Here is a 12,839-nt window from a genome sequence, read left to right on the forward strand (position 1 = left end):
ATGAAGACGATAATCTACAGCTCAGACTACTGCCCGTTCTGCATGCGTGCTAAACAGCTGCTGCAGCACAAAGGTGTGCAGTTTGAAGAGATCAATGTGGATGGCAAACCTGATGTTCGCGCGCAAATGATCGAGCGAGCAGGTATCCACACGGTACCCCAGATTTTTATCGGAGAGACTCACGTCGGTGGATGCGACGACCTCTTTGCGCTAGAACGCGCCGGTAAACTTGATAACCTTTTGAACCAAGAATAAGGACACAACAGCAATGGCTGAAAATGATCAGGCAGCTGCAGCAGAGCAGCCACAAGGCCCACAATTCTCAATCCAGCGCATCTACGTAAAAGATGTCTCTTTTGAGTCGCCAAACAGCCCACAGGTTTTCACTAAGCAGTGGTCACCAGAAGTGAATCTGGAGATGAATACGCGCACCACTCAACTGAGCCCAGAGCACTACGACGTTGTTCTGACGCTAACAGTCACAGTGAAAAACGAAGACGAAACAGCGTTCTTGGTTGAAGTACAGCAAGCAGGTATCTTCCATGTTGCCGGCATGAACGAGCAAGAGATGGGTCACACACTAGGCGCGTTCTGCCCTAACCTACTGTTCCCATACGCACGTGAAGCCGTTGATTCGCTGGTGACTAAAGCAAGCTTCCCTCCACTGATGCTAGCGCCAGTAAACTTCGACGCATTGTACGCGCAGCAATTAGCGCAGCAGCAAGCACAAGCGAGCGAACAACACTAAGCCTCACTGTGCCAATAAAAAACGGAGCCTAGGCTCCGTTTTTTATTGCTCGATCACATCACTACTCAAGCTCAGTGTTTTTTTGCTTTGACCTTGCGGCAAGTGTTTCTGCACTCGGTTTCACTTTTCTATCCACCCAACGCACCAAATCATTCCACATTCGATCAATATCTTTAGGCTTAGGCATGATGCCCGCATAGGGCAGCTCGATCGTCATAACCGGTATCTTTTTGGTAAACCATGCATAGTTACCAAGCGAGCCAGGATACGTACCTAGTTGGCGCAGGTAAAGAGGGCCCAATCGGCGCGGAGGTTTGACACTCGCACCATCAAAATCGAGAATGCCATGCGGTGCGTGCACCGACACGATCACATCAGGGTGATACTCCTCAATAAGCTGGAACAACATCTGCGTTTCAGGCTCACTCAGAGGTGTTTCGCCTGGGTAGTAACGGGCGCGCTTTTTCGCACGGGTTTTCCAATGTTTTAAAGCGTTGGGAAAGCCCTTGGCAGGTTCAAAGTTGCGATTGAGATCAACATTATGAGCATTGACGCGTGTCGATTTTTTGCGCAGCAACCCATCTGGATTCACCAATGGAAAAAAGAGCCAGTCGTAGCGGCCACTATGGTGTGCTGAAATTGTATTCAGCCATTTGAACGTGACACTCACGCTCGAGTACTCATCGCCGTGAATACCGCCAATAAATAGTACACGCGGCGCGTCTGACTCTGCTGCTAAAAAGCGTTTTTCAAGCATCGCTCGACCATTTACCGAGAAAAACCGCGGCTGAGCAAAACCAAGCGCCAAGCACTCTTTCTCACTGACGCTCGAGAGTTTCTTACCAACCGCAGCGCAAACCCCCGCAACGGTATTGTCGGCATAAAGGGGCTGCCAAGTTAGTGTCAGCAATGCGGCAACTGCGAGTCGACGGCCTATCGATAAATGAAACACTAGTCGACCGAGCCTTCGTAACCAAGCTGTCGCCACGCCTCATAAACCACGATGGCGCAGGCGTTAGATAAATTAAGGCTGCGGCTTTGCGCCCCCATCGGCAACTTCACGCGCTGCTCCGCGGGCAAACTATTACGCACATCCGCTGGTAAGCCCCGTGTTTCTGGCCCGAACAGCAGGACATCGCCAGGTTTAAATACCACGTCAGAGTGGTACACCGTGCCTTTGGTGGTCAGCGCCCAAACATGTTCAGGTTGAAGTTGCGCAAGGCAAGCGTCCAATGATGCATGGACTTGCAGGTTAGCAAACTCATGATAGTCCAGCCCCGCACGGCGCAGTTTCTTATCATCGATATCAAAGCCTAACGGCTCAACCAAGTGCAGATTGAAACCTGTGTTGGCACACAGCCGAATGATATTCCCAGTATTGGGCGGGATCTCGGGCTCATATAGAACAACGTTTAACATTAACCACCTGCGCGTTTTTAGAAACAGGCGATAGTATAAAGATTACGCGCCGAAATTCACTCATCATCAGGGCTATCAAAGACTAAATCGAGCTCCTTAATCTTCCGAGTTAAGGTATTACGCCCCCAACCGAGTAGTTCGGAAGCATCACGGCGACGGCCGCCAGTATGTTTGAGCGCCGCTTCAATCATGATGCGCTCGAAAGCAGGTACAGCAGTTTCCAACAACCCGCTCCCGCCGGTCGCTAATTGCTGTTCTGCCCAGTTGCGCAAGGACTGTTCCCAATTTCCCGTGGTGGTATCACCTGCTGCCTGCTGCTCGGAGAGCTCCAGTGGCATATCCGCGATCAGCACTTCGCGCCCAGATGCCATCACAGTCAGCCAACGGCATGTATTCTCAAGCTGACGCACATTGCCGGGCCACGCCAGCCCTTTCATATAGGCTTCGGTTTCTGGGCGCAGCACCTTAGGCTCAACATCCAACTCTTCGGCAGAACGCATCAGGAAGTGGCGTGCTAGTTTAGGAATATCCTCTTTGCGATCAGCCAATTTAGGGATGTGAATGCGGATAACGTTTAAACGATGGAAAAGGTCTTCCCGAAAGCGTCCGCTTGTTACCAGCCCCTCTAAGTCTTGATGGGTGGCTGCAATGATACGCACATCCACCTTCACTGGGGTGTGCCCACCCACACGGTAGAATTCGCCATCGGCTAATACGCGTAATAAGCGCGTTTGTGTATCCGCAGGCATATCACCGATCTCATCAAGAAACAGCGTGCCACCGTCCGCCTGTTCAAAACGGCCTCGGCGTGCTGCAGTTGCGCCGGTAAAAGCACCTTTTTCATGACCAAATAACTCAGACTCAATCAGGTCTTTTGGAATCGCAGCCATATTCAGCGGAATGAAAGGGGCTTGTGCCCGCGGGCTATGACGGTGCAAAGCGTGCGCGACAAGTTCCTTACCCGTCCCTGACTCGCCATTAATGAGCACTGTAATATTAGATTGCGATAACCGCCCAATCGCACGAAAAACCTCCTGCATCGCGGGCGCTTCACCAATAATTTCGGCGTTATCGAGTGTGTCCTCAGCTGCGGCATTGCTGCGTTTTTCATGGGCATGCTCGACGGCGCGCTGCACAAGACTCACAGCTTCGTCCACATCAAACGGCTTAGGTAGATACTCAAATGCGCCGCCTTGATAGGAGGCGACGGCACTATCCAGATCTGAATGTGCCGTCATGATAATAATTGGAAGATCAGGGTGTGAGGTGTGCAACTGCTCGAGCATCGCTAACCCATCAGTGCCCGGCATACGAATATCACTCACAATGGCATCGGGCACTTGGGTTTCAAGCTGCTTGATCACCGCATCAGCCGTTTCAAAAGCATTAACCTGCACACCACTTTTAGAGAGGGCACGATCCAGCACCCAGCGAATCGAGCGGTCGTCATCGACAATCCAAACATTTCCGTTAGTTTTCATCGTTTCTCTCCAGAGGAATAAGTAGCGTAAAGCAGGTGTGGCCCGGTTCGCTATGGCACTCGATTAAGCCGTGATGCTGGCTGATGATCGATTGTGCGATGGATAAGCCGAGCCCTGTCCCTTCAGCGCGGCCACTGATCATCGGGAAGAAGATGTTCTTAACCATCTCCTCCGGGATGCCAGGGCCGTTATCAATGATCTCTATACTGCACACCAAACGATGCGATTCTGCACTGAGCGTCACTTGGCGGCGTGTACGCGTGCGCAGCTTTAGTACAGGTGCAGGGATATTATTTTCCAGCATCGCCTGCACTGCGTTGCGCACAACATTTAAAACAGCCTGTATGAGCTGCTCATTATCGCCGAGCAGCTCCGGAATACTGGGGTCATAGTCACGCTCAATTATGACCTGCCCGGTGACTTCCGCCTTCACAATTGTGCAGACCCGTTCCAGCACGGAGTGCACATTCAGTGGTTGGCGCTGCGCGATTTTATGCGGGCCCAAAAGGCGATCAACTAGGTTACGTAAGCGGTCTGCTTCTTCGATGATCACCTGTGTGTATTCATGCAGTTCAGGATCATCTAACTCCGCCTCTAGCAGCTGTGCAGCGCCGCGAATCCCACCCAAAGGATTTTTGATTTCATGCGCCATACCACGAACAAGGTTACGCGTCGTTTCATGGCGCATGAGCATCTCTTTCTCTTGCTCAATACGGCGTAAACGATCGCGTGCTTGAAGTTCAACCAAGAGAAACGGCTGACCGTGCTCTTGAATGCAACTAACGCTGTAATCCACTGTAAGAGTATCGCCCGCAGAACTGATGATTTCGGCTTCTCGTCGTGTGTAGGCATGACCGCTCTCGAGCGTCGCCTGCATAGCGTCCAACTCAGCAGGGTTGAGCGCGATCCAGTCGGTGATCGATGCGCTCTGCATACGCCGCAATGTGGCTGCTAGCAACATTTCAGCCGAGGAGTTCATGTACTGAATACTGAGCGAACTATCGAGCAAGATCACACTGCTTGCTTGATTATCGAGTAGTTGCTTAGTCATCGTAGACGTCAACATACGTATTCTCTTACTCACTGTTTGACTGAATAATTTCAGGCCGCTCACCGTCGCAGCTTCTCTAAGCAACAGCAGCGCCTATGCAATAGCGCCTATCTGAAAGTAACTGCAAAAAAGAAGCCAACTCATGCAGCTCCTCCAAGCGCCCAAAATACGAACCTTTGCAGCGCACGGTGCGCTCAAACACCGCACCGAAGCGCACCAATATCGCTCACGCAACCTATATGCACCATTATAGTGCACATAATAAAAGCTGCTGTTATAGGCCGTTATCTGCGGGAAACAAAAAAGCCTCCCGAAGGAGGCTTTTTCTATTAGCAACGCTTATACAGAGTAGTACAGGTCGTACTCAACTGGGTGAGTCGTTTGGTTCACTTTGTCAGACTCTTCTTGCTTCAATGCAATGTATGCATCGATCATGTCGTCAGTGAATACACCGCCTTTCGTCAAGAACTCACGGTCTGCATCCAGCGCAGCTAGTGCTTCTTCTAGCGACGCAGCTACTTGTGGGATTTCAGCCGCTTCTTCTGGTGGCAGGTCGTACAGATCTTTATCTGCAGCATCACCAGGGTGGATCTTGTTCTGGATACCGTCTAGACCCGCCATCATCAATGCCGCGAAGCACAGGTATGGGTTAGCAATTGGGTCAGGGAAGCGCGTCTCGATACGACGAGCTTTAGGGTTCGTTACGTAAGGGATACGGATAGAAGCCGAACGGTTACGCGCAGAGTAAGCTAGCATAACTGGCGCTTCGAAACCTGGGATCAAACGCTTGTAAGAGTTTGTACCTGGGTTAGTCAGAGCATTAAGTGCTTTAGCGTGCTTGATGATACCGCCGATGTAGTAAAGCGCCATCTCTGACATACCTGCGTATGCATCACCAGAGAACAGGTTAACACCATCTTTAGATAGTGACTGGTGAACGTGCATACCAGAACCGTTGTCACCAACGATTGGCTTAGGCATGAATGTCGCAGTTTTACCGTATGCGTGTGCAACGTTGTGTACACAGTATTTCAGTACTTGAACTTCGTCAGCCTTGTTAACCAACGTGTTTGCACCAGCACCGATCTCACACTGGCCCGCTGTCGCTACTTCGTGGTGGTGTACTTCTACATCCAAACCCATTGCAGTCATCGCGTTACACATGTTGCCACGCAGATCGTGTAGAGAGTCAACTGGTGGTACTGGGAAGTAACCGCCTTTAACACGTGGACGGTGGCCTGTGTTACCGCCTTCAAACTTGTGGTTAGAGGACCATGCCGCTTCTTCTGAAGATACAGAGAAACCGCAGCCGCTCATATCGTTGTGGAAATGTACTTCGTCGAATACGAAGAATTCTGGCTCAGGACCAAACATCGCTGTATCAGCAATACCTGTAGACTTCAGGTACTCTTCTGCGCGCTTCGCTACAGAGCGTGGGTCACGCTCGTAACCTTGGCCAGTCGCTGGCTCAACGATGTCACAGCGAACAATAACAGTAGACTCTTCAGCGAACGGGTCTAGAACAGATGCGCTGTCGTCTGGAAGCAGGATCATGTCAGACTCGTTGATGCCTTTCCATCCAGCGATAGAAGAACCGTCGAACATTTTACCTTCTTCAAAGAAGTCGTCACCCATCTGATGAACAGGGATAGTAACGTGCTGTTCTTTACCTTTCGTGTCAGTGAATCGCATATCAACCCACTTAACATCGTTCTCTTCGATTAACTTCAGAGTGATCTCTGACATTTCGCTATCTCCACTTTTCGTATTTGTCAGACACGTTCAAGACGGTCCTGAAATCTGTGATTTAAACGTTAATAGTCTATTAGCAACCACTGTGCCAACTCTAAAGCAACGCTAAATCAAACACTTACAACGAGCACACTCAAAACATCGCACCAAAAGGATGCTTAAAAGCCATAACGCGCACCAAAAAAGTGCATTAAGCGCTCATTTGCGGGGCACACTTTGGCATGATACTCCAAGCGCAAACAAATAACTTCTCAATACAAGGTCTAACTCGCTAAGTATTGATTCTCGTTCTGACACAAAGACGCAATAAATTGGTGATGAAATGAACAGACCGCTGGGCTTGTGAGGCAATGATCCGCTATAATGCGGCGCATCTTAAACCCTACCGCAAAACACGCTGTGCACCATTGAAGGTCAGTGATGCACGGGTAACCTGCAAAAGAAAAGTCAGAACACTATTTATGATCGACAATATCGCTAACTTGCGAAACATCGCTATTATCGCGCACGTTGACCACGGCAAAACGACGCTGGTTGATAAGCTTCTCCAACAGTCCGGTACTCTTGGCCGCCGCGATGAAGGCTCTGAGCGCATCATGGACTCCAACGACCAAGAGAAAGAGCGCGGAATTACTATTCTTGCGAAGAATACGGCGATCGAGTGGAACGGTTACCATATCAATATCGTTGACACACCGGGGCACGCTGACTTCGGTGGTGAGGTAGAGCGCGTTCTTTCTATGGTTGACTGCGTACTGCTATTGGTAGATGCCGTCGATGGTCCAATGCCGCAAACACGCTTCGTAACACAGAAAGCGTTCGACCAAGGCCTACGCCCTATCGTTGTGGTGAACAAGGTAGACCGCCCAGGTGCGAACCCAGATGCTGCCATCGATAAAGTTTTCGACCTTTTCGACTCGCTTGGCGCTAGCGATGAGCAACTCGACTTCCCTGTTATCTACGCCTCTGCACTGAACGGTATCGCTGGTACTGATCATGAAAACATGGCCGAGGATATGACGCCGCTGTTCGAAGCGATTGTTGATCACGTAAGTCATCCAGACGTTGACGTTGATGGCCCATTCCAGATGCAAGTATCTGCACTGGACTACAACAGCTATGTCGGTGTTATCGGTGTGGGCCGTGTGAAGCGCGGTAAAGCGAACCTCAACCACCCAGTTAAAATCATCGACAGTGAAGGTAACATCCGCAGCGGCCGTATCCAAAAGATCATGGGTTATTTAGGCCTTGAGCGTGTTGATGTGGACTCTGCTCGCGCTGGTGACATCATCTGTGTAACCGGTATCGATGAGCTAAACATCTCCGATACGTTGTGTGATGCAGATGCTGTTGAAGCACTGCCTGCGCTGTCGGTTGATGAGCCAACCGTATCGATGACGTTCCAGGTGAATGACTCTCCATTTGCAGGGCAAGATGGCAAGTTTGTTACCAGCCGTAACATCAAGGACCGCCTTGACCGTGAGCTGATCCACAACGTTGCACTGCGCGTTGAAGAGGGAGACTCTCCTGAGAAATTCCGCGTATCGGGTCGTGGTGAGCTGCACTTGTCAGTATTGATCGAAACCATGCGCCGCGAAGGTTTCGAGCTGGGTGTTTCTCGCCCAGAAGTTATCCAACGTGAAGTTGATGGTGAAATCCACGAGCCGTACGAAGTCGTAATGATCGACGTGGAAGAGGAGCACCAAGGCGCAATCATCGAAGAGCTGGGTAAGCGCAAAGGTGATATGACTAACATGGAGGTTGATTCCTCCGGCCGTATCCGCCTGACATTCTTGATCCCATCACGTGGTTTGATCGGCTTCCGTAGCCAGTTCCTGACGATGACTTCAGGTACCGGTATCATGACATCCGTTTTCGACCACTATGGTCCAGTGAAAGAAGGCGAAGTTGTTTTCCGTAACAACGGTGTCTTGGTATCCATGGTCACGGGTAAAGCATTGGGCTACTCACTCTTCAACTTGCAAGAGCGTGGTCGTCTATGTATTGGCCCGAACATCGAAGTCTACGAAGGCATGATTCTGGGTATCCACAGCCGTAGCAACGACCTAGCCGTTAACCCAATCAAGGGTAAGCAGCTAACTAACGTGCGTGCGTCTGGTACCGACGAAAACATCCAATTGACGCCGCCGATTCGCTTCACACTAGAGCAAGCTCTCGACTTCATTGAAGATGATGAGCTAGTTGAAGTAACGCCAAACCATATCCGTTTGCGTAAGAAGCTCCTCACTGAGAACGAGCGTAAGCGCGCCTCACGTGCTGCAAAATAATACGCACAAGAGAGCATAAGAAAGCGGCCAATGGGCCGCTTTTTTTACGTCTAGACATAGCGCCTGACCTTCGCTGCACCCTATACTTTAGCTGTACTTAGGAAAAGGAAGACACACCATGCGCCCGCTATACCCTGCAATTCAGCCATATAAAACACATGCACTCGAAGTGGGTGGAGGACACACCCTGTACGTTGAAGAGAGCGGTAATGCAGAGGGCTTACCTGTACTGTTTGTACACGGCGGCCCCGGCGGCTCAACTAACGGCGACCTGCGTAGCTTCTTTAACCCAGAGAAGTATCGCATCATTTTGTTTGATCAGCGCGGCTGCGGGCGCTCACAGCCACACGCATCTCTGCAAGCGAACACAACGGCACACCTAATCGAAGATATGGAACACATTCGCACTCACCTAGGTGTGGATGAGTGGCTACTATTTGGCGGTTCTTGGGGCGCTACGCTAGCGCTTCTATATGCTCAAGCACATACCGAGCGAATCTTGGGCCTGATCCTGAGAGGCGTTTTTCTAGCGCGCCAGCAAGATATTCACTGGCTATATCAAGAGGGTGCAAGCCGCATATTCCCCGACTACTGGCAAGACTTTCTCGCGCCTATTCCAACAGGGGAGCAACACAACTTACTGCACGCCTATCATCAGCGGCTAACCTCGGAAAATGAACTTCAGCGTATGGCAGCCGCAAAGGCTTGGTCTGTATGGGAGGGACGCTGCTCTACGCTCGCGCCCAATCCAGATGCGATGTCACACTACTCCGATCCGCATCTTGCACTAGCAATGGCTCGACTAGAGACACACTATTTTGTTAACCATTGTTTTATCAGTGAAAATCAGATCCTAACGCGAGCCGATAAGATCAGCGGGCTTCCCATCACCATTGTGCATGGTCGCTATGATATGGTCTGCCCTGTCGAACAAGCATACGCGCTCTATCAAGCGCTACCGCACTCGCAACTGCACATCGTTCGGGATGCAGGACATTCAGTGTTCGAACCCGGCATCATAGATAACTTAGTACGAGCTACCGATGCTTTTGCCGCCACGGAGGCTTAAACGGAGAACGAATGAAGGGCTTAATACAACGCGTTAAACACGCCAGCGTCGTCGTTGATGGGGAAACCATTGGTGCTATCGACCACGGCATTTTACTGCTACTCGGTGTCGAGAAGCACGATACTACCGCACAAGCCGATAAGCTGTTAAAGAAAATTCTCGGTTACCGTATTTTCGGTGATGACACCGGACGCATGAACCTGAATCTACAACAAGTGGGAGGTGGCCTGCTGGTTGTCTCCCAGTTCACGTTGGTAGCGGATACCGCTAAAGGTCTACGCCCCGGCTTTTCTAACGGCGCAACGCCGGAAAAAGGCCAAGAGCTCTACGATTACTTTGTTGCAGCCGCGCAAAAAAGTCATGACCCTGTCGCCACCGGCAAGTTTGGCGCTGATATGAAAGTCAGCTTGCTGAATGATGGCCCAGTTACTTTTCTTCTTGAAGCATCCGCTGAGCGCTAAGCTCAGCAAGCTTTGTGCGTGCTGCAGCCATTTTTTCTGATAGATCTAATTGTCTGCGCGATGCATAGTAAGCAGCATTGAAAAGGTCAAAATAGGCGTTGAGTGCCGCTGCACTGTCTAGGTCACCTAAGTCCTCGAGAACCGCAGCGGCAACCTCTGCTGTGGAGAGATGATGAGAGGCGGCAGCTTGGCGCAAATCATAACGGGACTCACGTCCAGGTAGCGGCTCTATCACCGGCAGCTCATCTAGGTAGCGACTCAAGCGAAACATCCGTCGTGCTTGACGCCATGTACCATCTAGTAAGATCAACGCGGGTTTCTTGCCACTGGCTGCCAACTGCTGAGCAGACACCATCCGATCTTCATAGCCTTCGCCAGCGGGAAAGACGATACAAGGCTGATACGCCGTATTTTGTAACAGCGCCAAAAAGTGCGGATCAGGTTCAGTACGAGACCATGTTAAAAGCTGACTGTCCGCAATGGCGTCCAGAACGAGCCGGCCCGTGTTAGTTGGCTTATAAACCTCGTTATGATGAGTCATCAGCCAGAAGGCTGCTTGAGCACTCATATTAGGTTTTGCATCGCACAAGCATAGGTCGCTGGATACAAAGCAATCAGCACAACGCTCAATACGAGAGCCTCGTGCAACAAAGGGTTTACGGGGAGCGTTAGGGTCAAACACAATCAGCTATCGGCAGAAAAATTTCGGCCATAATAGCGAATCAACCGCCGGTTGTATTCATAAAGCGAACGATATCGACTGCGCCATCCGTCGAGAAGTGGTGCTTTTCGGGCTTACGGGTGATCGCCTGACGAATAACCCTTTTCAAGTGTTCAATATCACCGGGGCGTTCACGCAGCTCTGCTTTTAAATCGACCGAGTTTTCATTCCCAAGGCATAACAGTAACCGCCCCTCAACGGTCACGCGCACTCGGTTACACTCACCACAAAAGTTGTGACTATGAGGTGAAATAAAGCCTACGCGGGTAGCTGAGCCAGCTACTTGCCAATACTTGGATGGCCCACCTGTTACGTAGTCCGACGGCGTCAATTGATACGCTTGTTCAATGATATCTCTAACATCATCACTGGAGCAGAAGGTAGCTGCTCGGTCATGCTCATTGATATGTCCAAGCGGCATCTCTTCAATAAAGGATATATCGATGCCACGCGCAATCGCGAATTCTAGCAACGGAATAACCTCGTGGTCGTTACGACCTTTGAGGATAACAGCATTTAACTTCATGCGTTTGAACGGATGACGACACGCCGCATCAATCCCACGTAGCACCTGCTCCAGCTTACCGGTACGAGTTAGTTCTTTGAATAATAACGGATTCAGTGTATCAAGACTGATATTCAAGCGGGTCATACCAGCTTGATAGAGAGTGGCGGCAAAGCGTTCTAACTGGGAACCGTTTGTCGTTAGGCAAAAGTCCGCCAGTCCAGGTAAAGCCCCCATTTGAACTAACAGATCGTCCACACCCCGCCTCACAAGCGGTTCACCTCCCGTTAGCCTAATCTTGTTCACGCCCATCTCAGTAAAAGCCTGGGCAATAAAATAGATCTCTTCGAGCGACAGCACCTCCTCCTTTGGCAGAAACGTCATTACCTCATCCATACAGTACACGCAACGGAAGTCACACCGATCGGTAACAGACATGCGAACATAAGTAATTTTGCGCCCAAAAGGATCTATAAGCGGTTCTGACATGGCACTAACTATCCTAACAATCGACTTGTTGATAGTACGCCAGACACGATAAAAAGCCACTCCTAAACATTATCGTAACTAGGCAATAGATTTAGCAGAAGTCGTCCGGAGTATTGAGGTTTCGAAATGAGCTTTGCTGCCCAACGATTTGGACAACTTCACAATTCTGGCTAAATTGCCAAGAGGCCACTTTCCGGCCACCTTCGCTGAGAAAGCGCTCTAAACTGGGGAGTGTACGCTTATGCACTAGGCAAACAAGCGGCTGTAAACGTACTTCATCATGAGCAACAACAACATTGGCATCAAGATGAGTGTGGGACGCAGCAATCAATGCCTCAATAATCGCACTAGACAAGTAAGGGGTATCGCAAGGCAGAAATAGGTTCCACTCTGTAGTGGAGTGTTGAAGCGCGGTTGCCATCGCCACTAAAGGCCCCTCGTAGCCGGCATCTTTGTCAGTGTAAACAAAGTGCGCAAACTGCTCATAGGCGGATAGTGAACGGTTAGCAATTATGACCGTGGCATCTACATAGGGCTTAATAAGCTCAACTGCATACTGAACGAGAGGTACGCCGTCGAGTTCCATTAACCCTTTATCAACACCACCCACTCTAAGCCCCTTACCTCCAGCAAGAATGACACCTGTTAACGGACGTTGATTCATCGAGTTACCTTAAATCCCTAATACCACACTCAGTTTATACATTAAGTGTTTTGGCACCCACTTTATTTTCTCTAGACAATATAAGAAGCCCTGACCGTAACCGATCAGGGCTTCCTAATTAAAAGCTTGGCGATGTCCTACTCTCACATGGGGAAACCCCACACTACCATCGGCGCTAAATCGTTTCACTT

13 protein-coding genes are annotated in these 12,839 nt (G+C 50.2%); 5 read left to right on the forward strand and 8 right to left on the reverse strand.

The features are described from left to right. Positions 1–255 carry a glutaredoxin 3 gene (grxC, locus tag E4L36_RS17605; protein WP_136681656.1) on the forward strand — a complete coding sequence of 85 codons (255 nt, stop codon included), beginning with the start codon at positions 1–3 and terminating at the stop codon, positions 253–255. Between the two features lie 13 nt (positions 256–268). Further along, a complete protein-coding gene (gene secB / locus E4L36_RS17610) occupies positions 269–748 on the forward strand; it encodes a protein-export chaperone SecB (protein WP_127696103.1) in 480 nt (159 codons plus the stop codon). Positions 749–809: 61 nt separating this feature from the next. On the opposite strand, the gene E4L36_RS17615 is transcribed toward secB, so the two are convergent. The 5 genes from E4L36_RS17615 to glnA form a co-directional block, all read right to left on the reverse strand. Beyond that, entirely contained in the window at positions 810–1,700 is an 891-nt protein-coding gene (locus E4L36_RS17615) for a M14 family zinc carboxypeptidase (protein WP_136681657.1), read from the reverse strand. Next, positions 1,700–2,167, reverse strand: coding sequence for a tRNA (uridine(34)/cytosine(34)/5-carboxymethylaminomethyluridine(34)-2'-O)-methyltransferase TrmL (gene trmL / locus E4L36_RS17620; RefSeq protein WP_127696100.1), 468 nt, complete (start codon positions 2,165–2,167; stop codon positions 1,700–1,702). Before trmL ends, E4L36_RS17615 begins: the two co-directional genes overlap by 1 nt. A 56-nt stretch (positions 2,168–2,223) precedes the next feature. After that, positions 2,224–3,648 (reverse strand): nitrogen regulation protein NR(I), encoded by a 1,425-nt coding sequence (gene ntrC, locus E4L36_RS17625; RefSeq protein ID WP_127696098.1) that lies wholly within the window; start codon positions 3,646–3,648, stop codon positions 2,224–2,226. Beyond that, positions 3,638–4,714, reverse strand: coding sequence for a nitrogen regulation protein NR(II) (gene glnL / locus E4L36_RS17630; protein ID WP_136681658.1), 1,077 nt, complete (start codon positions 4,712–4,714; stop codon positions 3,638–3,640). The genes ntrC and glnL overlap by 11 nt, the downstream gene beginning before the upstream one ends. Before the next feature lie 324 nt (positions 4,715–5,038). Then, on the reverse strand, positions 5,039–6,445 hold the full coding sequence (gene glnA, locus E4L36_RS17635; protein ID WP_127696094.1) for a glutamate--ammonia ligase: 1,407 nt from the start codon (positions 6,443–6,445) through the stop codon (positions 5,039–5,041). 467 nt (positions 6,446–6,912) lie between these two features. Between glnA and typA the strand changes: the two genes are divergently transcribed. The 3 genes from typA (at position 6,913) to dtd (ending at position 10,269) form a co-directional block, all read left to right on the forward strand. Next, a complete protein-coding gene (gene typA, locus E4L36_RS17640) occupies positions 6,913–8,739 on the forward strand; it encodes a translational GTPase TypA (RefSeq protein WP_136681664.1) in 1,827 nt (608 codons plus the stop codon). Between the two features lie 118 nt (positions 8,740–8,857). Then, on the forward strand, positions 8,858–9,808 hold the full coding sequence (gene pip, locus E4L36_RS17645) for a prolyl aminopeptidase (RefSeq protein ID WP_136681659.1): 951 nt from the start codon (positions 8,858–8,860) through the stop codon (positions 9,806–9,808). Positions 9,809–9,819: 11 nt separating this feature from the next. Then, entirely contained in the window at positions 9,820–10,269 is a 450-nt protein-coding gene (dtd, locus tag E4L36_RS17650) for a D-aminoacyl-tRNA deacylase (RefSeq protein ID WP_127696090.1), read from the forward strand. Here the strand turns inward: dtd and E4L36_RS17655 are convergent. The 3 genes from E4L36_RS17655 to mobA form a co-directional block, all read right to left on the reverse strand. Continuing rightward, positions 10,235–10,951 (reverse strand): DTW domain-containing protein, encoded by a 717-nt coding sequence (locus tag E4L36_RS17655; protein WP_136681660.1) that lies wholly within the window; start codon positions 10,949–10,951, stop codon positions 10,235–10,237. The genes dtd and E4L36_RS17655 overlap by 35 nt on opposite strands. Before the next feature lie 40 nt (positions 10,952–10,991). Beyond that, positions 10,992–11,984, reverse strand: a complete 993-nt coding sequence (gene moaA / locus E4L36_RS17660) for a GTP 3',8-cyclase MoaA (protein WP_136681661.1) — start codon at positions 11,982–11,984, stop codon at positions 10,992–10,994. A 91-nt stretch (positions 11,985–12,075) separates the two neighbouring features. Next, positions 12,076–12,648: a molybdenum cofactor guanylyltransferase MobA gene (mobA, locus tag E4L36_RS17665; RefSeq protein ID WP_136681662.1), complete on the reverse strand. Its 573-nt coding sequence runs from the start codon at positions 12,646–12,648 to the stop codon at positions 12,076–12,078. Between the last annotated feature and the right edge of the window lie 191 nt (positions 12,649–12,839).

Source organism: Neptunomonas sp. XY-337, assembly GCF_004959845.1.
GTDB lineage: Bacteria > Pseudomonadota > Gammaproteobacteria > Pseudomonadales > Balneatricaceae > Neptunomonas > Neptunomonas marina.

Excerpts from the sequence above, each read along its gene's own strand:
- grxC (WP_136681656.1), top strand. The coding sequence starts at position 1 with ATGAAGACGATAATCTACAGCTCAGACTACTGCCCGTTCTGCATGCGT.
- secB (WP_127696103.1), top strand. The coding sequence starts at position 269 with ATGGCTGAAAATGATCAGGCAGCTGCAGCAGAGCAGCCACAAGGCCCA.
- trmL (WP_127696100.1), bottom strand. The coding sequence starts at position 2,167 with ATGTTAAACGTTGTTCTATATGAGCCCGAGATCCCGCCCAATACTGGG.
- ntrC (WP_127696098.1), bottom strand. The coding sequence starts at position 3,648 with ATGAAAACTAACGGAAATGTTTGGATTGTCGATGACGACCGCTCGATT.
- glnL (WP_136681658.1), bottom strand. The coding sequence starts at position 4,714 with ATGTTGACGTCTACGATGACTAAGCAACTACTCGATAATCAAGCAAGC.
- glnA (WP_127696094.1), bottom strand. The coding sequence starts at position 6,445 with ATGTCAGAGATCACTCTGAAGTTAATCGAAGAGAACGATGTTAAGTGG.
- typA (WP_136681664.1), top strand. The coding sequence starts at position 6,913 with ATGATCGACAATATCGCTAACTTGCGAAACATCGCTATTATCGCGCAC.
- pip (WP_136681659.1), top strand. The coding sequence starts at position 8,858 with ATGCGCCCGCTATACCCTGCAATTCAGCCATATAAAACACATGCACTC.
- dtd (WP_127696090.1), top strand. The coding sequence starts at position 9,820 with ATGAAGGGCTTAATACAACGCGTTAAACACGCCAGCGTCGTCGTTGAT.
- moaA (WP_136681661.1), bottom strand. The coding sequence starts at position 11,984 with ATGTCAGAACCGCTTATAGATCCTTTTGGGCGCAAAATTACTTATGTT.
- mobA (WP_136681662.1), bottom strand. The coding sequence starts at position 12,648 with ATGAATCAACGTCCGTTAACAGGTGTCATTCTTGCTGGAGGTAAGGGG.